The organism is Paenibacillus sp. UNC496MF (genome assembly GCF_900113915.1).
Classification (GTDB): Bacteria; Bacillota; Bacilli; order Paenibacillales; family Paenibacillaceae; genus Paenibacillus_Z; species Paenibacillus_Z artemisiicola.
Genome location: NZ_FORE01000012.1, coordinates 262,896 through 285,593, shown reverse-complemented (window position 1 = coordinate 285,593; position 22,698 = coordinate 262,896). Strand labels below are relative to the sequence as shown.

Sequence of the window (22,698 nt, the reverse complement as noted above, 5' to 3'; positions counted from 1 at the left end):
GTTTTGGTTGAACAATTCTGCCCGTTAGCTTAGGGACAATAAATTTCAAGAGAATTGATTAGGGAACATTTGTTCGCATATAATAAGAAAAAGATTACGTGAATAGGGATGATTATCATGAATGGATTCGATCCAATCATTTTGCTAAATCTCCGAATAGCATTGCTTACGGCTTTGGAGAGTGCAGAAGAGTTCGTCGGAGAGACTAAAGGCCTCACGCAAGCAATCGGTAAAATCGTTGGAAAGTGCATTCTTTCTGAATTGGAGAAGTCCAACCAAGTCATGAAGGAAAATAAAATGTGGGTTAATGATATTCCTTTAAGGGGTTATCGGTATAGGTACCTGCTTCAAGGAAGGCGCGGCGAACATGAGGCGACGGAGGCAGATATAAATTTGCATTTGGGGATTGTTCAGCGGACATTAGAGCACAAGATTAGTAAGTGTAAGTAATCTAAATTTATAGCTAAACCCCGCCGGCTAAGCCTGCGGTGAACCTGCATCATAGTGTGGAAAGACAAAATCCCCCGAACCTGTCCTTATAATCAAAGGATGGTTCGGGGCCTGATTATTTGTAAAGGTAAATCTTTTGCGTTAATCCATCCCACGACACTTGGCCGCCTAAGAGTTCTGCAGCTGAACGAATACCGACATAGGTCCGCTCATTAATCAACTTGAACGCGGCAACGGCTTTTCCTTCGGCATAAGGCTTCCCTTCTGCAGCGGTCCACTCGACAATTACACCGAGCGCTTTGCCGAGATCCCGCAAAGGAAGGAAGACGTGTCCATCAATCATTCGGCCATATGAAACCAGCTTGTCGTTAACGACGACCTTGATCGTATCTTCGGCAGTCGGCTGCGGGATGCCGGGAATCCCGGTGTACTTATCAAAAAACTCCTTCTCCATGGCGTTAATGTCGACGTTCCCTTTGATACCATCCACCGTCCCCGACGACGTGTATTGAAACGCCGCCCACTGTGACCAGGTGTTATTGGCCATCGGCGTCGTCGCGCCATAATGTGCGATCCATAGCGACCATTTGCCGAGCGCTTTCCCGAGATAGGTACGCGCAAAGCTCCCGCCTGAATAGATCATAGCTGCATGCCCGGTCAATCGCTCGACCTCCTGAAGCCATGCCACACACCATGCGGTCAGCGCCTCCGCACCGATCTTTGAAGCCTGTCCTTCGACGTCCAGCGCATGCGGAAAATCCGCCTTGATGCCTTTAACTACACTCACAAAATGAGCGGCCTCTGTGACGGCACTGTTAAGCTCTGGATGTGCGTAATGATAAAAACCCACCTCGAGCCCTGCCGCGGCCGCTCCTGACGCATTAGCGGCGAAGGTGGGGTCTTTACTCGCCCCGCCCTCCGTGGCCTTGATAAACGCGCCTGCGACGCCGCCAGCCTTGACGGCTTTCCAATCAATCGGCCTCCGATCGTTTTGATGATGCGAGACATCGATGACCTTAATATCACTTGCCGACCTTGCTTGCATCTTCACTTCCTCCTTGATTTGGATTTGTCGTCGTCAAACGACCCGTCGCCCGTTGAATTTTTTGTTCCAGCTCGCTTCGGACCCATTTAAGGACGGGCTCAATGATCCATTCCGGGAAGTAGTCCGCCCACCCCGCGCGCAGGGCGTTTGCGGTCATGCTTTGCAGCGTATGGTACAAGACGCCGAACGAGAAGATCCCGAAGATGATGCCATCCGCGCCAAGCACCTGGTCCAGCAGATGGCCGCCGGCGGGAAGCAGTAAAATGAAAAAGGTCCGAAACAAACCGTCCAGACCGTACTTGCTGGCGTACGTCATGTCTTTCTTTGCGGCTCGCGTGCCGGAAAGCCAGTCCATGGCGATAAAGAACACCAGCGCGACCACGATCGTTGTAACCGCCCGCCCTGTCCCATACAAAAATTCAAATGCCGGCACGCCTAGCGCACCAACAAATGCAGCCAAGCCATTTTGAAATTTAATCACCGGTGTCATCCCCTTAAAATTGATAGAGGCCCCGATTTCAGGGCCTCTTACGTCTCTTTATTCTGCGGTTTGCGCTTGTGGACGATGTGGCATATCCGGATTCAGGTTCAGAATCTCGGCGTGTTGGTCAAGCGAAATGGTCCCCGCGACGAGGGCATCGTCAATCGTCTCCACATACAAGCCCGACGGTTGAAGTACGCCGCCGACCTCCAAGGTTCCAGCGGCGTACGCTTTGACGTCCGGCTGATAGCCGGCCGGTGCTGTGGAAAGCTGTCGGGTCTGGTCCAGAAAAATCGCCTTGCTGTACTGCTTCACGATACTGAAAATGGTTGCCATGATGGGTATCTCCTCTTTTTATAGGTGCTCCGCTTAGGCGGGCAAAGATGTTGCGACGGTTTCGAACAAATCAAGAAGCGCTTGCGTAGTATCGGCGCTCGCTTGCTCCAGTTCACTGACTTTCGTATCGGTATCGTCAAGTCTCTCGGTCAGCTTTGCTACTGTATCTGCTGGCGGAGGAGGCGGTTGATAGGCCACCGGGTCTTCCCTTGGGTAATTGATTGACACTCCGGAAGCGTAGCATTCAGCGAAATATTGCGCTTCTTCCTGGGTCATGGGCACGAACCCGCTGCGAAAGGGGTTGTTCTCGGCGCTCATGCTAACGTCTGACCCTGTTACCAGGAAGCCGTACCCGCCGTTCTCCAGCTCGTAGACTTCAACCGTTGGCGCTTGTTTCGGCATCCTTCCTTACCTCCTCGCATATGCAGCGTCCGCCGTGAGAGTCGGCGCGCTATAGTACCAGTTGCTAGCGGACGCATCGATAAGTGCAACGACCGCGCCATCGTCGAAGCAGGCAAACCGGGCCGAGGACGAGCTTGCCGTCGGAATCGTGACGCCCGTGGAATATCGGCCCGTCAGGACATGGGGGTCGATGCCCCGAAGGTCGAAGCGCGCCATGCTGTTTACCGTGTAGCGGTAGATGTATGGGCCGCCCGCGTACAGCAGACAGGAGCCGCAGTTGTAGGACGCATTGTTCGCTAAACTCGGCGCCTGGAACGCTTGCGCAATGAACTGATTCCCGGAAATGCTGAACTGCGCGTCAAAGGTAACGGGCTGGGCCGAATCGTTCGAGAGGAATACCCTGTCGCCGCCGAAGTAATGCAGCTCCCCGACGTGCAGGCTCGCGCTGGTCAGGACCTGCGTCCGAAGCGTGGTCCAGGTGTTGCTGGAAATGGTGTATTTCAGCATGGACCATTCGTTATTGATACCCGTGATAACGACCGCGTAGATCGTATTGCTGTCGATCGCGCAGATCCGCATGTCCGGGTTGGAGTAGATCCCGGACGGGTACGCGCGGGCGGTCCAGGTGTTGTTCGTCAGGTCCAAGTACCCGAACGTGTTTTTCGTGTTCCCCAGCTGTAGGTATAGCTTGGTGCCGATAACGCAGCCGCTCGGGTACCCGCCAGCTGCTGCAGGCAGGACGCTATTCAGGACCGTGACGGACCCGTTCGTCTTGTCCAGGCGCTGGATCGAACTCGATCCGTTTTGAATCAAGTAGGCGTACCGCACGCGGTCGCTGACCAGGGCGATGCTTGGGCCCGGGCTATTCCCCGATATCGTTTGGGTTAGCGATCCGCTATTGAAGTCGATATTTGGGCCGCGGACGGCAGCTAGGGCGCTTAACTGGGCCTGCATGTAGTTCAGCCGCTCGATCACGCTCGCGCCAGGGCTCGCACTTGCGGTGGTCAGGTCAGGGTCGCCGATATTCCCCGGCAGGTCTGCCGTCGAAAGGCCGATGCTCTTCAGCTGCGCGAACAAGGTCGTCGTGCCGGCGGCATCCGATGCCGTGCCGATCAGGTCCGTCTTTGCCTTGACGGCCGCTTCCGTGGTCTCCAGCGTGTCTGTCTGTGCGATGATCTGCGCCAGGCGGGCCATGACCGATCCAGTCGCGGACGCTGCGTCACCGGTGGCGCCGAGCAGCGTGACGATCTGCGCGAAGCGCGCGAAGACGGTAGTCGTCCCAGCGGCGTCCGTATTGATGCCGAGCTGGTTGGAAAGGGATACCAAGCGCGAGAAGAGCGTCAGCGGCCCCGCGCTGTCCGTGTTGGCACCGATCCGCTGCGCGAAGGCTTCTGCATTCTTTAGATGAGCGAAGAGCGTCGACGCATTGAGCGCATCCCCGTTTGTTCCGATGGCCGTCTTTACTGTTCCGACTTCCGATTCCAGCGTGTCCACCGCCGCATAGTTTCGGGCAAGCTCAGCGAACACGCTTTGCGTACCGGCCGCGTCGCCGGGTTTCCCCAGCTTGTTCAGCAGATCGATCAGCTGGACCAGCGCTGTCACGTCAAACATTTAGGTAACCCCCTTCGAATAACCCGTCAATGCGCCGTTTCCGTCATAATTCAAAATGATCGCGACCGTCTTCCCGCCAGCGGTCTCCGTCACGGAAAGCAAACGCCCCGACGAGCTGTCGTAGTTGTATTGCGTGGTTTTCACTACGGTCGACCCGGACTTCTCTTCGGCCTTCGTCACCAGTCCGCTCGTATATGTCAGCACGACACTTCGCGTGTCGGTCTCGAGCAAGACGCCCTTGACCTCCACCACGTCCGTATTGGCCGTCCCTAGGACAGCCCCAAGCTCCGAGCTCTCGAGCGCCTTTTGCTGCAGCTCTTCCAGCGCTTTGAACGTCAGATGCATCTGCCAGTTCCAGTAATCCGCCGGCGGCTTCTCGTTCGGCAGCCAGCCCGCGTTCTTCTTGTCGCTCGGCGGTTCGACTCCCGGCGCATTCCAGACGGGCAACGGTTGTGTAAACGACATCGTATCCCTCCTTAAATCGGTAAATCATTGTCTTCCGCCGGGACATACACCGCACTAAGCGTGCCTCCGGTCGTGCCCGCGAGATCCGAGAAGCCCGCCGCCGGATCGCTTTCGCTCGTGCCTGCCGATGCAAAGGCGAACGTCCCCGTAAACTCAATCTTGCTTACCTGCACGCCGGCCGCGACGGTGCGCTGCACGATCCTCGAGAACTGCAGCGGCGACATCCCCACCGCATTGATTTTGTCGATGGGCAGCTGCACGATCGAGATGGCGGCCGGCTCCGGGGAAACGGGATCTTGATAGAGCTCGCGGATTTGGATTTCCGAAGGGTCTGCGTTCAGCGCAATGGCCAGCACGCTGATGATCGTATTGATGTCGCCTTTGCTGAAGTTACGTGCAATTTTGGACTTAATGAGGACGCGGTAAATGTCGTCGGAAGCCACGCCCCGCGGCTGCGCGACGTTCTCGCCGATCCGCTCGAGCGTCGTCCCTTGCGCCTGGTTAATGTCACGCCAGTCGCGAATGCGGTTCTGCGTTGCCTCCAGCTTGGCCAACTGGTCCGCGATGATGCCCATCAGCTTCCCGATGTTGCTTTCCGGATGCTTGGCGAAATAGTCAGCCAGCTTTTGCAGCATCGCTTGGGCCGTCATTTTCATGCGGCATGCACCTCAATGAGCGAAAAGGATGTCTGCGCAACCTCTTGCGGCGCAATCGCTGCGTTTCCGCTCGTCCAGGTGCTTCCGTTCTGCGAAAGCTCGATCGTGACATCATCGATCCCACTGACGGAATAAGCGGCGGCGATCAGGCGGGAGAGGATGACGTCCTCGCCCATATTCAGCCCGGTATACAGCTGGCCGCTCGCATCTTCGCCGCCGATGTAACGCACGATGGCGCTCGCAATGTCCGCATTCCCCGTTGCCGGGAAGGCGCTGTTTTTGGTAAGGGTGACACGGACATGCTGCGGTTTCTCGACCGCCCGGCTGAAGCGCATGACATGCGCTTGGCCGGAAATATCCGTGATCGGCACGCTCGTGCTCCCGAACGGTTCAATGCCGGCTGCCTTGGTGTTTAAGATGGTTTGACCAATTACGGCGTCTTCGCCGCCGAGAACGAACGCCTCGAAGGACGACGGCGGCCGCCCGCCGGCATCCACGGTCTTGGTGTAGTTCTCGATGACGATCGCGGCCCGGACGCCTTCGGTGCGAAGCAGCGCGCTTCGAATGCTGTCTATGGTAGCCGCGCCACCGCTGGCGACGGACAGGTCCCAGCGTTCCCGGTACTCCACATCCGTTTCCTTCTCCCGGCCGCCGGTCAAGGCAGCCGTGTTCGTGACCGACACAAGGTCCGGGTCCGGATTGACGATGACCGTTACAGTCCCCGCCCCGACGTTCCCTAATAGCCCGGCATCCACGGCCTGAACGGGCACGCACCGTGACCGAACCGCCGGCAGTAATCGCCGCGGCCTGCGTCGTCTTCACGTAAATGCCAGCAGACGTTGCCACCCGCCAGCCGGCCGGAATCGATTTTGCCGGCGTGCCGGTTATCGTGACAGCCCCTGCCGCACGCCGCTCCGAGATCCGGCGTGTGCCGATATACGGTCCGAGCCGGTCCAGGCTCGCGCCTTCAGCCGTGTTTTTATAGGCGCTGTAATACACCGTCTCCGTGTTTTGCCACAGGATGGCCAGAAACCAGGCGACGAGTCGCAGCAGAATGCCCAGCATCGAGCGCTGGGACGTGTTCACTTGTTCCCCGAACACTTCCCTCGCCTTGATTTCCATGTCGTCGAACAGGTCCGCGAACCGGGCTCGCTTAAACCCGGTGCGGTCCAAGCCACTAGTTGCCACTGGTGCTCACCTCCGTGCTGCCCATCTCGCTTGTGATGACGATCGTCGCCGTCAGTTGGCGCTGATTGCGCGCAAATGCGATGCTTTCCACGCCCTGAATCCGCGGTTCTTGCTGCAGGGCGGCGCGGATCGCCTCCGCAGCCGTCTCGTCTTCGACCGCCTTCCCGGTCAAGGCGCTGAAATTAAGCCCCATTTCCGGATCGAGAAACCATTCTCCTTGGTTTGTGCCAAGCAAGATTTCCGCGCTTTGCGCCAGCTCCTCTTTGTCCGTGACTGTAGCGAAATCCCCGTTTTCTAGGACTAAATCACCGCCGCTGACCTTCAGCGAGAACATGGGAACACCCCCACAATCACTGCATCGTTTAAGCTGTGCCGGCGGCCGGTGTCTGGGCGGCTGGCCTTGCCCGCCAAAACGTTTTTAATTTCGCGGTCCGCGCAAACCACGAGGACGACATCGCCGGGCTCGACGATGACCGCGGCGCTTTGAATCGTGCCGTCCGCTCCCTTGATCTTGTAGCCGAGCAGCGGCACGTTTTGAATGACGGCCGGCTCCGCGTCCGACTCTTTAACCAGCGGCTTGATTGTCGCCAGGCCGGCCGCTTCATCAAACGCCGTCACCTGCGCCGGAATGGCGACCCGGACCTGTTGCAGCGCGCGGCCGATAAAGGCGCCAAGCACGCTGTTCAGGCTTACATCTTTCATGGTCATAGGACGCATTCCACCTCCGTCACGAAATCTCCGCTCATGCTGAATTTGTGCGATCCGCTGCGAACATAGCACCGGGTCGTCTTCCCCTTGCTGACCACATCAAGGACCGAAGCCGTCGTGATGCGGTATTGCAGCTGACTGGTCACATTAAGACCGGCCACGTGGCCGTCATCGAAGGACTTCGGCGTACCGATTAGGCCCGTCTCCGGAGACAACGTGAACAGCTCGCGGCCAGCGCGAATGCTTTGCGCAAAGATCCGGCCCTTATTGATGTACACGGCGGTCTGACAGTCTTCCGCGACCTTTTGCACGATGTCGGTGACGAGCCCGTCCGCCGTGTACCCTTCCTCATAGCGATAATCTCGGACCAGCGTCATGTTCGCAAGCGGCAGTCCCAGCTGCCCAATCATCTGCCTGAGGATGTAGCTCGCCAGCGTCTTCGGCGCATAGGCGATGGATTTCACCTCACGCTTGCTGATGTCGTCGCTGTCCAGTACATGAATGGTGGTCACCCAATCCGCCCCGTCGTCCTCGGTCAACACGTTCGAGATAAACCCGTGCAGGATGGTCCCCGTGTCGCCCACGTAACCGGCATTCACGATCAGCGTCCCGTTCCGCTTAAACCGGGAGATCGTTTGCGGGCTTAGGTTCCAGATTTTGATTTCGGCTTCGTTTGGCACGGCGTCCGCGTCAAAGGGCACGGTGCCTTCGATCGTGAAGTCTTGGCTAGAAAAGGCAGCCCCGTCAATCATGACCGTGACGCTGCGCCCGAAATTACGCATCTTCCTCAGCTCCTATATAGAGAAATACCGTTCCGGATAGCGTCGCCATCGAAACGGTATCGGTTGCTCTGGATGAATCCAGCGGCGTGATGCTGATGGCCGGAAACCGGCTGTCCGCCACGTCCACGAATAAGGGCAAGCCATACACGATTTTTTCACCAGTGACGAGCACGCCTTGATCGCGTTCGAGGTCCACCGTGAAATAATCGTCTTCAGCGTTGTAGTTAATTTCAAACGTAAACAGCACGCCAGCCAAGGAGACATCAAACCGATACGGGATAAGCTCCTTTTCAATGTCAATGTAGGCGTCCATTTATTCCAACTCCCATGGATCGACGTTCGGCTTTGTGACTTTTCCTTTGCCCTTGCCGTTGCTCTTGCTCTTGGTTTGCTTATAGCCGGATGAAATGACGGGGGCCACCTGGGCCTTGATCGGAGCCGGCAGCTTCCCAACAGCCGAGAAGGCCGCGAAGCGCGCTTCTTTCAGCTCCAACGTGAAGCTGAAGCCGTTCCCGATGTCAACCGTGTGCGCTGGCGCAAACGAACCGATCAGGCCGCTGAAGAATGTTCGCCCCTGAAATGAGACGACTTTCCCGCCTTTCATGCAGCTGAGGATGTATTTTCGGATTTTGTCCGCATCCGCCCCGACCACCCAGCCGGAGAGGTTGAGGGTCTGCGGACTCTCCCGGACATGATCCGTCACGTCAATCCCATCTTCGACCGGCTGCTGCGGCAATACGACTTCATAGCCCGGCGTTTCCGTTTCGACCGTGATGGTGTAGCTGTCAAGTTTGGCCACTGACTTCAAGCCCCTCCCGGCGCATCGCGCTGCTGAAAATATCTTGGACTACCTTTTTAACGGCCGTTGCGATGTCGGCCGCCGTGGCATTGGTGCCCGCGACATGCACATGCACTTCAACGGGCGGCTGTTTGCCGTAGTGCTCGTTCTCTCGTTTCGTGAGCACGCGTTCTCCTTTATGCAATTCGGCGCGGTACCCGTCAAAGGGCACGTTATCGAGGCCCGACCGATGCGAGCCGTCCGGTTTGTCGCCGCCAATCAGCGGGATCGTCGAAATCTGCAGCGCACCGCCGCCGAGCGCTTTCGGCAGCTTGGACGTGACCTTGTTGACGCTTTTGATGACGGAATTGACCTTGCCGAGAACCCAGTTAATGCCGGATATGACGCCCGACTTGACCGCGCCCCAGGCTTCGGAAACCGCATTGCCGACGATGGATACACCTTTTTTCAGGCCGTCCCATAAGCTGTTGACGGCGTCCCGGAACCAGCCGACCTTTTTATAGGCGATAATAATGCCCGCGACGAGCGCCGCAATGCCGAGAACAATCAGCACGATCGGATTGGCCGCCATCGCGGCATTCAGTAGCCATTGCACGGCCGTCCACGCTTTCGTAACAACCGAGGCGACCTTGGTCACCGTGTTCCAGCCGGCGACCGCCATGGATGCGATCCCCTGCACGGCCGCGACCGTGTACGTCACCGCGACCAGCGCGCCGAGCCCGAGCGCCAGCCCGCCGATGACCATCGTCATTGTTTTGACCGTTGAAGGATGCTTCTGCAGCCAGCCGGAAAACTGCTGCAGCTTCGGCGCGAGCTTCGTGCCGATCGGCGCGATCAAATTCACCTGAATGGTCCGGCCAAGCCCCTGGAGCGACTGCATAAAGCCCGGTTTTGCCGCCTCGTCCATCGACTGCTTCAGCACGTCAAACTGCTTCGGCACATCGGCGAAGGCGGCGATGACATCCTTACCGAGGTCTTCATACTGCGTGCCGAAGAGCTGCGTGGATAGGTAGTTCTTTTCCGACGCGTTCTGCACCTTCCCCAGCTGCTGGACGACTTCGGTGAAGGCGGTTTTTGCGCCAGCACCGCCTTTCGCAAAGGCGCTCATGTATTCCTGCGCCTTCTTCTTGCCGAGCCACTTGCTCATCGCCTGCGCGCCCTGGCCGCTACCGTCTTTCACCCGGAGGCCGAATTCCTTGACCGCATCCCCGACCTTGTCCAAATTAAAAGCGCCCTTTTGGGCGCCTGCAGCAAGTGTATCCATCATGTCGCTGGCCGAAAAGCCGAGCTGCTTAAACTGCGGGGCGTATTCGTTCAAGGTGTCCAGCATGTCCCCGGCCTTGTTCAGCCCCTTTTGCTGGCCCTGGACGAACAGGTTATATGCCTGGTCCGCCGTGATGCCGAAGTTCTTCATCAAGGTGTCGGCTGTCCGAATGGAATCTTCCGGATCGATGTGGAAGTGATCGCGCAGCGCGATGGCATCCCGCGTCGCGACCTTCAGCGCGTCGCCGACCAGGTTGGTGCTTTGCTTGATGCTGGCCATGGTGTTCGTGATGTCGTCCCAGCCCTCGCCAAAGCCTTTCTTATAAAGCTCCGTAGTGGACTGCTTCATGCTGTCCAGCTCCGCGCCCGTCGCCCCGGTTTGAATTTGCAGCTCCTTAAACGCATTCGTTTGGTTGAAGAAGGAATCGGCCAGCCCGTCGACCATCTGGCCGAGGTTCCCGCCGATCCCGATAAACCCGACGACGCGCCCTTTCAGGTCATCAAAGCCCCCGCCGGCCTCGAGCGCCTTGTCTTTCATGGTCTTCAGCTTGTCATTGACCGAGGCAAGGGGCTTGATGGGCACTTTGAAGATGACACCAATTTTCAGGTTGCTTAAAATGCCGCCCGACATGGTTCACCCGCCCTTCTTCCGCATGTTGTCGTACAGCTTCAGCGCGGCATTCGCCGTGTGCAGCTCGTCCCAATCCATAGCCATGACTTCCGTATAGGTCACGTTCATGTCCGAGAAGAGCAGCCTAAATGCCGGCCACAGTATCTCCGCTTGGTTCAGGTGGAACGTCTCGTTCACGGCTTTTCCTGGCAAACAGAAAGTCGCTCGCCGCGTCGGCGACCTCCGTTAGCTCTCCGAGGTCTTCGAAATCTTCCATGGTCATTTTCGGTTGCACGATGACATGCCGAAGCAGCTCGTCGACGAGGGCTTCCCCGTTCACTTGGCCATGCTTGTCCGAAATTTTGTCTTGAATCTGCACCGCTTTGCGAATGCCGGGGAACTGGAAGACGTACTCCGTGCCGCTGCTGGATATGAAGGTTTTTTGCTTAAAAGGCTTTGCTGGCTGACTCATGTTGATTCATCCTTTCCGTTTAGTTAATCGTGAGATCCAGGCACTTAAATTCGTATTCGCGGTCATCCGCCTGTTTGCCGTACTTCCGGGCGGACGGTTTCGTGAGAAACGCTTGGGAGGCCGTCGAGGTCTCCTTGTTAGCGCCGCTTGAGATGACCGAGACCGGCACTAGCGTGCCGGCATTGGCTAGCTTATCCAGCATCGGCACCTGCGGGCTGCTCGCCTGCAGCGTCACCTTGATCGTGCCGAGCGGATTGTTGTTTCGCGTCCGGACGACGTCGCCCTGCGCTCCGACTTTGACGTCATAAGTGTCTTCGTCCTTCTCGATTTCAACGATGTCTTCCGAGAAGCCGGTCAAATAGACGTTATTGACGATGACGGACACGTTTTTGGCATCATACGTTTGAATCACGGCGGTTCGCCTCCTTAAAACTTAATTTCGCCTTGAATGGCGGCCGAATGGATGGCACCGGCCAGGTTGAACCAGAAGGTGCCGCGTGTATAGCGGCGTGCGGCGCGATCCGCGGCGTCCGTGTCGATGCGCGGCGCGAAATCGGTGCCGTATAGGCCGACGCCGTCCGCGTCCCTGGCGATAATGCCCTGCGTCAAGCAGCGCTGCAGCACCGTCCGCACGACGCTTTCCACCTGGGCGATCCCGCCATCATCGTACGGGACCTTATCGGTGCTATTCAGCAGCTTTTGCACGCCTAGCGCAATGTTAGCTTTGACGTAATCTTCCGCATGCACGAGGTCGATGTACGTGCCGTTCACCGTGATCCCTTCGCTGGTTTGGTCGTCGCCGGCTTTCGTGACATACGTGTTGGCGTTCAGGGCATGAATGCTCGCGAGCTCCGTCGCATCGACGGCGACCGGCGAGATACCGACCAGCTTCTTGAACTTCCACGTAATGGACCCGACGTCTTTCGAGGCGCACGCGCCGAGCCAAGCCGCATCCATGAATTCGGTTGCCGCGTTCGGATGATAGGCTGCCGTCGTGCGCTTGTACTTCTTCGCCTTGATCGTGGCCAGATCCACCTTGCTGTCCGTCCGGGCAACATATTGCCGGCCGTCGTCCGCCTCGACCGCGTCGCCCAATGTCTGGATGTCCGTGGGCACCATGCTCGTGCTGAGCAGGAAATACCAGTCTTTCAGCAGCAGCTTCGTGATGGCTTGCGCCATCGTCTCCGGGCCGGAGCCTGTTTTACGGCCGTAGATGGCGATTTCGGGCGGGGCAAAGTCGCCCTGCCCAAAGATAGCCGCCGCCATCTTGTATTCGCTCGTCGTGATGCCGTAGTCCGCCGCAACGCCGGATAAATTCGAATAGGTGGTATAGTCCTTCCCCGCGTCGCTTGCGCCGAGGATCAGGATTTTCCCGAAGCCGATTTTCGGCGTCGGCTGCTGCACGGTAATGCTGACGGTTACGTCGTTAATGCCGGACATGTAAAAACACTCCTTTCACATCGGCCGTCTCGATCGTCTCGATGGCCGTCTTCGCTGTCATGGTATGGGTCATCCGGAAATCCGCATCGAACAGGGTGCGCCGTTCCCAGGTATCGCCCAGCTTCAAATCATTCGCGGTCATCTCGCCGAGCTCCACGAGCACAATGCCGGCGTCCTTCAACGCCCGGTAGCCGTCCGTCTGGAGGCATTCCGCTGCCTTCACCGCTAGCTCAATGCATTCGCCCTTGTCCTCCCCGTACATGGTGAAGGTCATGGTCATGACGATGTCCTGCTGCACGATCTTGCGGCGGTCGACGGACAAGGTTTCGATTGGCTGGCCGAGCGCCCGCCCCATCGGCTGCAGGCTTTTAAACGTGATGAAGCTGCCCGGCGGCGGCTCGCCTTCGCTGTTCGCCTCAATGACCGGCACGCCCAGAACTTGGTTCAGGATCGGAATAAGCACAGCTCGCAGGCGTTTATACAGCACGGCCGCTCACCTGCTTCATCCGGTAGGTGGTAAAATCCGCATACCCGCTCCGGTCATCGATCTCCTCAATTCGGTACACCTGTCCGGCGTACTGGACCTTGTCGCCGATGACGTGCGGCTCGCCGCTCAGCAGCAAGCGGTCATCGCTCGTAAACCGCGCATTATCCATGCTGAGCGTCCGCGCGGACAGCGGCTGTATAACGCCGTAGCAGGTCCGCGGGGGCTTTGCAGCCGGCACATACACGCCCTCTTGGTTGTACACGCCTCCGCCTTCGCTGTACGTGCTGTAGGCGACGGCGAACCGCGCAAGCGTGCCGGAAAAGCGAATCATCAGCCTCGCCTGCCTTTCTTGGGCAGCTTGCCCCATGATTTGGACTTGAAGGTCGCCCGCTTTTGCACCTCGAACGAAATGGCTTCGCGCAATTTGTCCGTGTCCACGAGCAATTTGGTGCCCTGCTTCCGCTTCGCGTAGATCGGCGAGAGGGCCGGTCCGTTTACTTTATCGAAGTTGGCCAGCATCTTGGCCGTTCCCAACGCGCCAATTTCCTGCAGCATGGCGTGAACGTTAAGCGAGCCGGTTGCCAGGCGCTTCAAGTGTTCCTTCGCGACCTTGGTGACCGCCAGATTGACTTTGTTTGCGCTCGAGCGGATGAACGGACGGGCCGGGATGCCCTGCTTTTCGGAGCCGAATTCATTGACTGCGCCTGCGATTGCCGTTTCCGGGTCGTCCGCCTTCATCCCGATCAGCACTTCGTAACTGACGAGCTCTTCCAGCTGCTTCATAATGGCCGGCAGGTAACTGGTTTCCTCGATGTCCACCGAGGCGCGCTTCATGCGCGTCTTCTTCCCTTTCATGCAAACCTCCGGTAGCCGTCAAGCAGGCTTCGGCTTGCGCTGCTCATCTTTTCCGTCGCATACGTGACGGAAATTTCGCCAACACGCTCCGACGTGACGCCTGGTGTGCGCATCAGCTGCTGGACTTCCAAGATGCAGGCCAGCTCGATGTTATCCGGCAGGTTTGAGTCATCGTTGCCCGGCAGGATGTACCCGCCGGTATAGGTAACGCGGACATTCCCGATCCCGCTTGGCCAGCCGCCCTTGCGGTACAGCCGGCCAAGCTCTGGATTCAGGACGTCAACATCATCTAACGGTTCGCCGCACACTTCGGCCGTGACCTCGCCGACGATCGGGTACCGCGAGAGATGCAAATACGGGGATGCCTCGCTGCCGTTCTTGCGCTCGGTGACTTCCTGCAGCGCCAGCTTGCGGTTCAAATACGCCTCAATCTGCGCGCTGGCCGCGGCGATCAGCAGCGTCAAATAATCGGCATCGTACATAGCGAAGCCGGGCATCCCTTTCAATCGTTCCAAGGTTGTCAGCATGCCGCACCTCACAAGAAGAGAGCGCCGAAGCGCCCCCTTAAGGAATCGTGATTTGTCCGTTTACGACGGCCGCGTCGTCGATTTTCTTCATGTCATCGCGGTAAATGGCCCGCGCTTCCGTGGAGTTTTTGCGCCATGCGTCGCCGCCTTCGGTCGTCGTGTCGATCCGGTAGCCCGCACGGTCGAAGATGGCCACGTAATCCGCGAACGAACCGATGTAACACGGCGCTTTCTTCGTCGTCGTGCCCGTCGTCGGCAGGATCGCGTTTGGCACGACTTCGACCGGCTTGCCGAGCAGCATTTTCTTCGTCGGCTGGGACGGATCGGGCTGCAGCAGCGGACGACCTTGTCCGTCCACGAGCCCGTCGAAGTAATTGAAGCCATCTTGGTTCGTGATGATCGATGCCAGCGCGGCAATCGCCGGGTCAAGCGTCAGATTCAGGATCTTCTTCAGGTCCGGAATACCGGCAATCGTGACCGGGTTCACAATGGCCGCAAGCAGCGTCAGGATACCGTCATTGCGTGTGCCAACGACGCCGCGGGCAATCCATTCGGCTAGGTACGCCATGATTTCAGCTTCGCTTCCATCCTCCAGCAGGTCATTCGGAATTTGGATGAAGCCGGCTTTATCCGTGATGGCATACGAGATTTGCGCGAATTTCGGCGTCGCCAGCTCAGTCATCGCGGTCAGTTCGGCGACGGTCTGGAACTTCGTATAGTTGGAGCCCGTCTCGATATTGCGCGTTCCCGAGAGCGACTTCACATCTATCACCCGGCACAGCGTTTCCAGCTTCGGCAATGCCCGCTTCAGCCGAATGATTTCGAGGTCGATATCCTTCGGTACGAGGAAGCCGCCATCCGCCCCCGTGAGCGCCGAAAGCGCCCGCGCCTCGTTCAAGACGCCGAAATCTTGCCGGTCGGCCCGTTTGCGAAGATGGTTGATGAAGGCGCTCCGGTATTCCTTCGACTCGAGCAGGGCCATTACGCGCTGCGCATTGCGCATTTCCTGCGGGTTGACGGGATCGGGAATCGGATCGGCCGGGTTCGGCGCAGGCGGTTCGTTCTCGAGCGCGTCCAAGTCCTCCAGCGTCTTGACTTCATCGGTCAAGGTCCGCATTTCCACGGTCAGCGTACGGACTTCCTCGAGCTTGTTTTCACTGGCCAGCTGGTGTGCTTGGGCGCGTTTTTCGGCGATTTTCTGCTTCTTCTCGTTTATCAGCTTCAGATATTTCAAGGTTATACCCCCATGAGTTCAATTTGGCATAGCAAGCTGCGCATTTCTTCGTTCCGGGCGGAGACCGGCTGAATGCCGAAGTCCGCCTGGACATTGCGTTGTTCCGCCCCGAGCTCGGTGTCCCGGTATGCCGGAAAACCGGTCGGCGATACCTCATACAAGTCGATGGCGATCAGTGTGCGAAGGTAATAGCCCTCGTCGGGCAAATAGATGAAGTCCGAACCGCCTTCCGGAATGGAAAACCCGAACGAAACGCCGTCCACGTCGCCGCGCTGCACCGCATCAAACGCAAAACGGCCCCATTCGTTGTCCGGCAGATCGACATCCATGCGCAAACCGATGTCATCTTCCGCCAAACGAAGGGTGCCGCTCTTGGTCGATCCCAGTACAATGTCGAAATTATGATTCCATAGCGCCTTCACGGTATTGTCCTGCAAGCTACGGGCGAACGCACCCGGCGAAATGACCTCGTAAAACTCCCCATAGAGCAGCTGCGATCGGGTGTTAAACTTGGCCGCGTAGCCGGAAATCTGCAGCTTTTTACCGTCATCGCCGGTTGCCCGGGTTTCAAGCTGCGTCATCCGGAGGAATCGTGTTTCCCTCTTGATTGTCCTCACCCCCTTTCATGCCGGCCTTTGCGTTCTGGTACGCGTCCATGTTAGCCAGGTTCACGAAGTTCAGCGAAACGAAGTGCTTGTCGCCGTCCGGTCCGATGCTGTCTTCCTCTTCCATCGCCCGCACCTCGTTTATGCTGTACACGCCCGCTTCCAACATCGTTTTGTAATAGTTGGCCCGCGTCGCCATGTCACCGCGCAGTTCGCTCGTCATGTTCGCCTTGATGTAATACTTCTCTTGCTCCGGAGCCGTGAACAGCTTGTCATCCATCTCCTGTTCCCAGTTCGTAACCAGCGGCTGCAGCGTATTCTTGACGTATTCCAGCGACTGGTTTTCCATGTTGCTGTACTTCACGTCCGCGATCCCGAGCTTGTACCCCGGCACTTTGTAGATTTTGGCCACTTCCGCAATCCCAAACTTGGTCGTTGCGATGAATTCGGCGTCCTTCAGCGGCATGCCGAGCGGCGTGTACTTCATCGTCTTGTCCATGACGGCCACGCGGGCGGCATTGTCCATGCCCGACGTCGCTTTCTCAAACTCCGTCCGGATGATTTCTTTCGCATCCGGGGACAGGGGCACGTCGCTTTCCACATCCAAAATGCCGCTGACGTTCGTCCCTTTGTTGTAAAAGCGGCTCAGGAACGACTTTTGCGCCTTCTGAACGCCCAGCTCTTCCCGAATAACCTCAATCGGCGTAATGCCCTTTAAGCCGTTCCCGATGGCTTTGAAATGCAGCACTTCATCCGGCCACAACTTGCGCAGGGTACCGTTCGGCAGCTGCGTGATGTAATAGACCTCACCGGATAGCGTCAAATAGACGTCGGTGCGTGCCGGATCAAGCGGCCACAGCGCCTTCGGGTACCCGTCGCGGTCAAATTCAATGTTCGCGTAGGCATTGCCCCATACGATCATGTTGACCATCATCGTCTCCTTGAACGTGTAGGCCGTCATAAAGGGATTCGCCTTTTTGCTCACGAGCTTGGCGACGGGATGCTTGCTGTCGCGCTTGATGCTGCTGCCCTGCCGCTTGTATACCTGGAAGGGGAACTTGCCGACATCCCCGCCCAAAACGGACGCTACGGTGTAGACGTTGCTGTTTAAGACGGCGCGGTCCGTGGCCACGTAAGTCGTGCCATCGTCCCTCGGCCGCCGCCAGTAGGAACGCCACGGGTCATCCGCTGATCGCCGCTCCCAAAACCGCCACTTCCTTCGCTTTGCGATACTCTCACCCCCTTTCGTTAGAACGTGAAGCCGTTCATGATGTGTTTGTTCATGTCGACCTTCACATCAAGCAGCATCGCCCGCGTCATGGCGTTAATGACTGCCGCAATCAAGTCGATGCGCTGGCTGTCGTCCTTATGCTTCTTGGATAGCTTGATGTTGCCATTCGTATCGACGAGCTCGACCGCATTGGACAAGCACCAGGTTAACAGAGGGCTGCCGTCATGGACGATTTGCCCTTTCAAAACGAGCTCGCGGAAGAACTTCGTTGGCGCGGACAGCACCTTCATCAGCTGCGGAATTTTCACCATCTCATAGCCTTCAATCTCCAGCTCCTGCACGAAATGCGTAGCGTTGTAATCATCGAAGCAGACTTCTTTGATCCTCCAGTCTTCCGCTTCCTTCAGGTCCTCGAAATGCTGCCGGATGTACCGATAGTCCGTCACCGCGCCTTCGGTCAGCGTACACCAGCCGTCGCGCGCCCAATCTTTGTACGGGACACGATCGGAGTGCTCATGCTTGGTTGCAGTCTCCTGCGGCATAAACCCATGCGCGGTAATCGCAAAGCGGCCATCATCGAGGCGAAAGACAAAGCCGTCCCCCGTCAAGTCGGTCGTCTTGGATAAGTCGAGGCCAGCCGTTCCTTCTCGGCCGCGGACCAACGCCAAAAAAGCGCTGCGGGAGATCCCGAGCGCCTTCCATTTGTCCATGATGCCGGACATGTATTTGTTCTCGCTGTCCGTCTGCCATAAGTTTACCCGCTTCGTCAGCCATTCGCGGATTTTCGCCGGGTCGCCGGTGTTGTACGCCTCGTCATGCTCGGCACGGATTTGCCCCCGCAGCTCGGTGGCGTATTCATTGTCCTCCTGCAAGATGGGGTTCGCCTTGACCCAGGCGGATTCATCGTGCGGATCATCGTCCTTCTCGAGCTCGCGAATCATCACGAAGTAGGTATCATTCATTGGCGTCTCGCCGGCGAGCATCTTGCACAGTGCATCGTATTCCTTTTTGCATGGGCTGTTTTCGGCATCCTTCCCGGCTGTCGTGATAATCAGCATCAAGGACTGAAGCCGTTTACCGAAGCCCGAATACAAAACGTCTACGATTTCGCTTGTCGCGTGGGCGTGGTATTCGTCGATGATGACGATGCAAGGTGCCCCGGAATCCTTGTTCTTGGTGTCCTTGGACAATGGCCGCAGCCAGCCACCGCGGGTGGCATGTTCGATATAGGTCCGCTTAATTCGCAATCGCTTGAGAATATCCGGACTCGCTTCGCCCATCTTCTGAGCATCGAGCCATACCCGCTTCGCTTGTTGCTTATCGACGGCAGCGCATTCGACTTCCGGGCTCTCTTCGAAGCGTTTGAACTCCGGCATTCCGGGCGGATACACGCAGTCCCCGCACATTGCATAGAGGGCAAGGCCGCTCATTTCGGTGGACTTGACGTTGCCGCGGGCACGCTGGTTATATGCTTTCTTGAACCGCCGCTTCCCCGAATCCATGTGCACCCAGCCGAAGATACAGCCCAGGTCAAACTTTTGAAACGGAAGCAGCTCGATCAACTCGCCAGAGAACGGGCCTCGGACATGCCGGCAGCAGCGCTCGAACCAATCATAAAGGCGATCGGCCCTGCTCTCGTCGAAAACATACGGAAAGCCCTCCGTCGCCTGTCTCTGCAGGTCGTCCAAGTGACGCTTACAGGCCAGCCATTCCATCCTACCGCTGGGGCGGACGCCAGTCACGATCTCCGCGGCGTATCGATTAACGGGGTGAACATCCTCCCAATTATCCGAAGAGGTCGTCATTATTGTCCTTCCCGCCTTCCGCCATCCGCTTGGCCAGACGAGCCCGCGCCCCTGCTGTGATGCCGAGCTTCTCCGCGAATTGAAGAATTAACCGAGCATAGTTCTGAGCCATGGTGACGTGAGGGCTGATAATTTCCTGGCCGCCCTTGCCTTCCGCGGTGAAGCCCAGCGTATCGATCAGCTCGTTCATGGCTTGGTGTTTGGCGACGGCGTCGCAGTATGCAGCCAGCACGTCTTCGTCGACGGCATCGAAGATCTCGAACTCCTCCATGTCCCGGACGATTTTCCGCCAGATCTTCCGAGCGTTGTCGTCCAGCCAAGATGGAATCTTCAAATTCCGCTTCTTCTTCCTTTCAAACACCTTCGCCGCGTCTTCCCGCGATTGAACTTCTTCCTTCGTCCAATGCTTCCCGCCGCCCTTTTGGCCAACACGCATATGATCGAATCGAACGATCTGATTCACTTCCAATTTCCTCCTTTCAAAACGACCTCGTTTCTCAAACTGTTTTGGGGACATTTTTTCACGTTAGAGGGGGGCGCGGTCTACGAGTATTTCAAATAGCTTTTTCCATCCCAGGGGGGTAAAAAAAAGACGCTATTAGCGCCTTTTAAGCTTGTTTCATCTCCAAAAAAAATGGCCTAACGGATTCAGGTAAGACTTCTGACCTTAAGTTATTTAACAATTGATATTTAACAATTAAGTCATAAAAATTTTTACCAACGTCGGTACGACTATTGTAAAACAACAATATTAACTCATTTGATGAAAGCTGTGCTCTAATAATTCTTATATAACTCTTTCTCTTTTCAAAAGTTTTCTCCTCATCAATTTTATGAGAAGCATTATATATCTCGAGATCGGCACTAGTATCAATAAAACTAATAATATGAAACAAATTTCTAAAATAATGACCTAATTTATCTTCAGAAGTTCTATACAAACTATCATAGCCATTTTGAAGTTCTGATGAAGAGGAACGAAGATTAAGAATACCCCATCTATTAATTACCAATGTAAAAAAGTTACGCCCATTATGTGGAACAGTATACTTCTGAGATGTTTGATAATTTACAAAATGAGTCTCTTCTTCAATATGTTGAATTGAATTTACAATTTCATAGTGTAAAGTAAGCATTCGGAAAAATGTACCTTCAAAACTTTCTAATCTAATAGCCCTTTCTTGCCTTCTACTTTCTTGTTTGGAGATTTTCAGTTCTTCTTTCTGGCTTAAAAAAGTAGAATATGCGATGATAAATGCCCCCAATGTTAAAAATGGCGTAATTGAGCCACCGAACCAGTCTCCAACAGGTCCCACAAGGGCAAAGTTCGTATCATGTTTGTACAGAAGGTATGAAATTACGGGACTAATAACAGCTAATAAAACCACAATAATAGCTAGTTTCTCTAGAATCCCGCCTATAATTTTTTTACTCCTTATTAGAAAATAAAATGCTAAAAGCACCACTATAATAATAAGTTCGAACACAAGTACACCTTCTTCTAAGATTTAAAAAGAGAAATAAACTCTTACTTAGTTTATCATAAATTTCCAAACCCGCCATCCTCTCTAACTGTTTTAGTATCATGGCATGACTTACAAAGCGGTTGCCAGTTGTTACGATCCCAGAAGAGAGCTTTGTCGCCTTTATGCGGCCGGATATGATCGACAATTGTGGCAGCTGTAATGCGGTTCTCCTTTATGCATCGAGTACATAACGGATGTTTCATGAGGAAGAATACCCTGACCTTCCTCCATTTGCTGTCATAGCCCCGCTGAGCCGCCGTACCCCGCTGTAAATCGGTAGAGGACTTATGCTCTTGGCAGAAGCGCTCCGCAGACAGGTTCCGGCATCCCTGCTGCCCACACGGTCGCTTGGATTTGGCCGGCATCAGCGATGCACCTTCATTGGATCCCGTCTCTTCCGCCACATTCCCGATGCATCTTCTTGTATCCTCGCTGACCTCACTCTTCGCAATAAGTTCTTTAACATTTTGATCCCCTCCAACTTACCTTTTATGTATGTCCCGAATTACACATATCTTATATTTTGTGAAATTCGACTAAGCCTCGAAACCCTTGATTTTACGGGTGCTACGGTCAATTCTGAAAACGAGTTTCACCTACCCTAAATATGAGTAATTGAGCTATGCACGATGGCGTTTTAGGGCCTTGTCCATGGTGTCTTGAGACATACCAATGTACCGCAGCGTGATCTGCGGAGAAGCATGATTGAAATAGGCCATAAGCATACCAATGTCCTTGTTCGTCGTGTCATTATAAAAAATATACCCGAATGTCTTCCGAAGGCTGTGACATCCCAGGTTGGACAGCTTGAAAACAGTCCCGATCTCCCGAATGATCTTGTATGCCTGTTCTCGCGTAATGGGCCGATTTTCACCTTCGCGGCTCTTTATTAAATACTCATTGCTGGGCTTTCCCTGAATATAGCCATCAAGCTCTCGTTTCAACTCAGGTGTAATCAAGGCCCGTTTTTCCTTACGTGTCTTCTTTTCACGTATGGAAATATGCGAGCCCAGGACATCTCGTACACGGAGACGCAGGATATCGCTGATCCGGAAACCGGTATTGATGCCGATTAGGAACATGATGTAGTTCCTTGCATTCGTCGCTTTAAGGTAATCCTTGATGTCAGCTAAGACCTCGTTATCCCGTATAGGTTCAACGGTATTCATGATCACCACCCCAAACTTGTCATATCCTGGAGATCGTGTTAAATTAATAATGACTCGTGGGTAAGCATCCCCGAGTCATTTCTTCTTTCTGAGTCGTTTGTAGAGCAGCACGCATATAGCTACAATCACTTCACTTTCCCTCCTTTCACGCATGGGCGCCTACTACATAACTGCTTCACCCCATCCCAGCTACCCCATACGCAGCCGCGGCAGACGTCCGGTTGCTTCTTTAATTCGGTAATCGACTTCTTCAATTTCGAATAGCGCACCGATTGACCCCCTTTACATGCAAAAAAGCCGCACTTGGCGGCAATATGGATACACTATGCATAAGTCGCTCATAACAGCCCACGATTCCACTCATGAACTGTTATAAAAAACTTATGGGGTTTCGAACCCCGCCCCATCTCCACACGCCTGACGATCAACGTCTAAGGTCAGATGACCCACCGCATAGCCGAGTCCTACATGTAATAAGGGTACAGTAGGTATCACCCGAAGCCTTCTTGCATTGGCTCCTTTGTGATTCCACTGTACCCCTCGTCCACTCT

At 55.7% G+C, this 22,698-nt stretch carries 30 protein-coding genes and 1 pseudogene; 1 reads left to right on the top strand and 30 read right to left on the bottom strand.

The genetic code is table 11. The features are described 5' to 3' along the window. The first annotated feature begins 117 nt into the window (after positions 1 to 117). On the top strand, positions 118 to 450 hold the full coding sequence (locus BMZ79_RS22680; protein ID WP_143089044.1) for a hypothetical protein: 333 nt from the start codon (positions 118 to 120) through the stop codon (positions 448 to 450). Between the two features lie 115 nt (positions 451 to 565). Here BMZ79_RS22680 and BMZ79_RS22675 read toward each other — a convergent pair whose 3' ends face one another. The 30 genes and pseudogenes from BMZ79_RS22675 to BMZ79_RS22535 form a co-directional block, all read right to left on the bottom strand. Continuing rightward, entirely contained in the window at positions 566 to 1,495 is a 930-nt protein-coding gene (locus tag BMZ79_RS22675; protein WP_090644211.1) for a GH25 family lysozyme, read from the bottom strand. Beyond that, complete coding sequence (locus tag BMZ79_RS22670; RefSeq protein ID WP_256253005.1) at positions 1,473 to 1,976, bottom strand: phage holin family protein; 504 nt, start codon at positions 1,974 to 1,976, stop codon at positions 1,473 to 1,475. The genes BMZ79_RS22675 and BMZ79_RS22670 overlap by 23 nt, the downstream gene beginning before the upstream one ends. A 57-nt stretch (positions 1,977 to 2,033) precedes the next feature. Then, complete coding sequence (locus BMZ79_RS22665; RefSeq protein WP_090644206.1) at positions 2,034 to 2,312, bottom strand: hypothetical protein; 279 nt, start codon at positions 2,310 to 2,312, stop codon at positions 2,034 to 2,036. Between the two features lie 33 nt (positions 2,313 to 2,345). Further along, positions 2,346 to 2,714, bottom strand: coding sequence for a hypothetical protein (locus BMZ79_RS22660; RefSeq protein ID WP_090644203.1), 369 nt, complete (start codon positions 2,712 to 2,714; stop codon positions 2,346 to 2,348). Positions 2,715 to 2,720: 6 nt separating this feature from the next. Further along, entirely contained in the window at positions 2,721 to 4,325 is a 1,605-nt protein-coding gene (locus BMZ79_RS22655) for a hypothetical protein (RefSeq protein ID WP_090644200.1), read from the bottom strand. Then, positions 4,326 to 4,790, bottom strand: a complete 465-nt coding sequence (locus tag BMZ79_RS22650; protein ID WP_143089043.1) for a hypothetical protein — start codon at positions 4,788 to 4,790, stop codon at positions 4,326 to 4,328. Positions 4,791 to 4,801: 11 nt separating this feature from the next. Further along, positions 4,802 to 5,446: a hypothetical protein gene (locus tag BMZ79_RS22645; RefSeq protein WP_256253004.1), complete on the bottom strand. Its 645-nt coding sequence runs from the start codon at positions 5,444 to 5,446 to the stop codon at positions 4,802 to 4,804. Further along, positions 5,443 to 6,216, bottom strand: coding sequence for a baseplate J/gp47 family protein (locus BMZ79_RS22640; protein ID WP_256253003.1), 774 nt, complete (start codon positions 6,214 to 6,216; stop codon positions 5,443 to 5,445). Before BMZ79_RS22640 ends, BMZ79_RS22645 begins: the two co-directional genes overlap by 4 nt. 67 nt (positions 6,217 to 6,283) lie before the next feature. Beyond that, a pseudogene (locus BMZ79_RS35250) lies at positions 6,284 to 6,511 on the bottom strand (hypothetical protein); the annotation flags it as partial. A gap of 112 nt (positions 6,512 to 6,623) precedes the next feature. Next, on the bottom strand, positions 6,624 to 6,968 hold the full coding sequence (locus tag BMZ79_RS22635; protein ID WP_090644195.1) for a contractile injection system sheath initiator: 345 nt from the start codon (positions 6,966 to 6,968) through the stop codon (positions 6,624 to 6,626). Then, a complete protein-coding gene (locus tag BMZ79_RS22630; protein ID WP_090644193.1) occupies positions 6,956 to 7,342 on the bottom strand; it encodes a Gp138 family membrane-puncturing spike protein in 387 nt (128 codons plus the stop codon). The genes BMZ79_RS22635 and BMZ79_RS22630 overlap by 13 nt, the downstream gene beginning before the upstream one ends. After that, positions 7,339 to 8,124, bottom strand: a complete 786-nt coding sequence (locus tag BMZ79_RS22625; RefSeq protein ID WP_090644190.1) for a phage protein — start codon at positions 8,122 to 8,124, stop codon at positions 7,339 to 7,341. The genes BMZ79_RS22630 and BMZ79_RS22625 overlap by 4 nt, the downstream gene beginning before the upstream one ends. Beyond that, positions 8,117 to 8,437 (bottom strand): phage baseplate plug family protein, encoded by a 321-nt coding sequence (locus BMZ79_RS22620; RefSeq protein ID WP_090644188.1) that lies wholly within the window; start codon positions 8,435 to 8,437, stop codon positions 8,117 to 8,119. Before BMZ79_RS22620 ends, BMZ79_RS22625 begins: the two co-directional genes overlap by 8 nt. After that, on the bottom strand, positions 8,438 to 8,923 hold the full coding sequence (locus BMZ79_RS22615; RefSeq protein ID WP_090644185.1) for a phage baseplate protein: 486 nt from the start codon (positions 8,921 to 8,923) through the stop codon (positions 8,438 to 8,440). Next, positions 8,910 to 10,817, bottom strand: a complete 1,908-nt coding sequence (locus tag BMZ79_RS22610; protein ID WP_090644183.1) for a phage tail tape measure protein — start codon at positions 10,815 to 10,817, stop codon at positions 8,910 to 8,912. The genes BMZ79_RS22615 and BMZ79_RS22610 overlap by 14 nt, the downstream gene beginning before the upstream one ends. Before the next feature lie 124 nt (positions 10,818 to 10,941). Next, a complete protein-coding gene (locus tag BMZ79_RS22605; RefSeq protein WP_090644180.1) occupies positions 10,942 to 11,268 on the bottom strand; it encodes a hypothetical protein in 327 nt (108 codons plus the stop codon). Between the two features lie 19 nt (positions 11,269 to 11,287). Further along, the gene (locus BMZ79_RS22600) at positions 11,288 to 11,680 is read right to left on the bottom strand and encodes a phage structural protein (RefSeq protein ID WP_090644177.1); all 393 of its coding nucleotides are present in this window, start codon (positions 11,678 to 11,680) and stop codon (positions 11,288 to 11,290) included. 14 nt (positions 11,681 to 11,694) lie between these two features. Continuing rightward, on the bottom strand, positions 11,695 to 12,708 hold the full coding sequence (locus tag BMZ79_RS22595; RefSeq protein ID WP_090644175.1) for a DUF3383 family protein: 1,014 nt from the start codon (positions 12,706 to 12,708) through the stop codon (positions 11,695 to 11,697). Beyond that, a complete protein-coding gene (locus BMZ79_RS22590; RefSeq protein WP_090644172.1) occupies positions 12,695 to 13,171 on the bottom strand; it encodes a phage neck terminator protein in 477 nt (158 codons plus the stop codon). The genes BMZ79_RS22595 and BMZ79_RS22590 overlap by 14 nt, the downstream gene beginning before the upstream one ends. Positions 13,172 to 13,184: 13 nt before the next feature. Further along, on the bottom strand, positions 13,185 to 13,526 hold the full coding sequence (locus BMZ79_RS22585; RefSeq protein ID WP_090644171.1) for a hypothetical protein: 342 nt from the start codon (positions 13,524 to 13,526) through the stop codon (positions 13,185 to 13,187). Further along, positions 13,526 to 14,050: a hypothetical protein gene (locus BMZ79_RS22580; protein ID WP_090644166.1), complete on the bottom strand. Its 525-nt coding sequence runs from the start codon at positions 14,048 to 14,050 to the stop codon at positions 13,526 to 13,528. The genes BMZ79_RS22585 and BMZ79_RS22580 overlap by 1 nt, the downstream gene beginning before the upstream one ends. Then, positions 14,047 to 14,565: a phage gp6-like head-tail connector protein gene (locus tag BMZ79_RS22575; RefSeq protein WP_218154757.1), complete on the bottom strand. Its 519-nt coding sequence runs from the start codon at positions 14,563 to 14,565 to the stop codon at positions 14,047 to 14,049. Before BMZ79_RS22575 ends, BMZ79_RS22580 begins: the two co-directional genes overlap by 4 nt. 49 nt (positions 14,566 to 14,614) lie before the next feature. Next, positions 14,615 to 15,811 carry a phage major capsid protein gene (locus BMZ79_RS22570; protein WP_177222277.1) on the bottom strand — a complete coding sequence of 399 codons (1,197 nt, stop codon included), beginning with the start codon at positions 15,809 to 15,811 and terminating at the stop codon, positions 14,615 to 14,617. Between the two features lie 2 nt (positions 15,812 to 15,813). Then, complete coding sequence (locus tag BMZ79_RS22565; protein ID WP_090644159.1) at positions 15,814 to 16,392, bottom strand: HK97 family phage prohead protease; 579 nt, start codon at positions 16,390 to 16,392, stop codon at positions 15,814 to 15,816. Further along, on the bottom strand, positions 16,379 to 17,548 hold the full coding sequence (locus tag BMZ79_RS22560; protein WP_177222276.1) for a phage portal protein: 1,170 nt from the start codon (positions 17,546 to 17,548) through the stop codon (positions 16,379 to 16,381). The genes BMZ79_RS22565 and BMZ79_RS22560 overlap by 14 nt, the downstream gene beginning before the upstream one ends. Positions 17,549 to 17,664: 116 nt before the next feature. Beyond that, a complete protein-coding gene (locus tag BMZ79_RS22555) occupies positions 17,665 to 19,335 on the bottom strand; it encodes a terminase large subunit (RefSeq protein ID WP_256253001.1) in 1,671 nt (556 codons plus the stop codon). A gap of 97 nt (positions 19,336 to 19,432) precedes the next feature. Beyond that, positions 19,433 to 19,915, bottom strand: a complete 483-nt coding sequence (locus BMZ79_RS22550) for a phage terminase small subunit P27 family (protein ID WP_256253000.1) — start codon at positions 19,913 to 19,915, stop codon at positions 19,433 to 19,435. A gap of 145 nt (positions 19,916 to 20,060) precedes the next feature. Then, positions 20,061 to 20,939, bottom strand: a complete 879-nt coding sequence (locus BMZ79_RS22545; RefSeq protein WP_090644149.1) for a putative phage abortive infection protein — start codon at positions 20,937 to 20,939, stop codon at positions 20,061 to 20,063. Between the two features lie 53 nt (positions 20,940 to 20,992). Beyond that, positions 20,993 to 21,181, bottom strand: coding sequence for an HNH endonuclease signature motif containing protein (locus tag BMZ79_RS35635; protein WP_371263772.1), 189 nt, complete (start codon positions 21,179 to 21,181; stop codon positions 20,993 to 20,995). Between the two features lie 417 nt (positions 21,182 to 21,598). After that, a complete protein-coding gene (locus tag BMZ79_RS22535; RefSeq protein ID WP_090644449.1) occupies positions 21,599 to 22,147 on the bottom strand; it encodes a site-specific integrase in 549 nt (182 codons plus the stop codon). Positions 22,148 to 22,698 lie beyond the last annotated feature (551 nt).

Coding starts and splice junctions, on each gene's coding strand:
- BMZ79_RS22680 (WP_143089044.1), top strand. CDS start 118: ATGAATGGATTCGATCCAATCATTTTGCTAAATCTCCGAATAGCATTG.
- BMZ79_RS22675 (WP_090644211.1), bottom strand. CDS start 1,495: ATGCAAGCAAGGTCGGCAAGTGATATTAAGGTCATCGATGTCTCGCAT.
- BMZ79_RS22665 (WP_090644206.1), bottom strand. CDS start 2,312: ATGGCAACCATTTTCAGTATCGTGAAGCAGTACAGCAAGGCGATTTTT.
- BMZ79_RS22660 (WP_090644203.1), bottom strand. CDS start 2,714: ATGCCGAAACAAGCGCCAACGGTTGAAGTCTACGAGCTGGAGAACGGC.
- BMZ79_RS22655 (WP_090644200.1), bottom strand. CDS start 4,325: ATGTTTGACGTGACAGCGCTGGTCCAGCTGATCGATCTGCTGAACAAG.
- BMZ79_RS22650 (WP_143089043.1), bottom strand. CDS start 4,790: ATGTCGTTTACACAACCGTTGCCCGTCTGGAATGCGCCGGGAGTCGAA.
- BMZ79_RS22645 (WP_256253004.1), bottom strand. CDS start 5,446: ATGAAAATGACGGCCCAAGCGATGCTGCAAAAGCTGGCTGACTATTTC.
- BMZ79_RS22635 (WP_090644195.1), bottom strand. CDS start 6,968: ATGTTCTCGCTGAAGGTCAGCGGCGGTGATTTAGTCCTAGAAAACGGG.
- BMZ79_RS22630 (WP_090644193.1), bottom strand. CDS start 7,342: ATGACCATGAAAGATGTAAGCCTGAACAGCGTGCTTGGCGCCTTTATC.
- BMZ79_RS22625 (WP_090644190.1), bottom strand. CDS start 8,124: ATGCGTAATTTCGGGCGCAGCGTCACGGTCATGATTGACGGGGCTGCC.
- BMZ79_RS22620 (WP_090644188.1), bottom strand. CDS start 8,437: ATGGACGCCTACATTGACATTGAAAAGGAGCTTATCCCGTATCGGTTT.
- BMZ79_RS22610 (WP_090644183.1), bottom strand. CDS start 10,817: ATGTCGGGCGGCATTTTAAGCAACCTGAAAATTGGTGTCATCTTCAAA.
- BMZ79_RS22605 (WP_090644180.1), bottom strand. CDS start 11,268: ATGAGTCAGCCAGCAAAGCCTTTTAAGCAAAAAACCTTCATATCCAGC.
- BMZ79_RS22595 (WP_090644175.1), bottom strand. CDS start 12,708: ATGTCCGGCATTAACGACGTAACCGTCAGCATTACCGTGCAGCAGCCG.
- BMZ79_RS22585 (WP_090644171.1), bottom strand. CDS start 13,526: ATGATTCGCTTTTCCGGCACGCTTGCGCGGTTCGCCGTCGCCTACAGC.
- BMZ79_RS22580 (WP_090644166.1), bottom strand. CDS start 14,050: ATGAAAGGGAAGAAGACGCGCATGAAGCGCGCCTCGGTGGACATCGAG.
- BMZ79_RS22565 (WP_090644159.1), bottom strand. CDS start 16,392: ATGACGCAGCTTGAAACCCGGGCAACCGGCGATGACGGTAAAAAGCTG.
- BMZ79_RS35635 (WP_371263772.1), bottom strand. CDS start 21,181: ATGAAACATCCGTTATGTACTCGATGCATAAAGGAGAACCGCATTACA.
- BMZ79_RS22535 (WP_090644449.1), bottom strand. CDS start 22,147: ATGAATACCGTTGAACCTATACGGGATAACGAGGTCTTAGCTGACATC.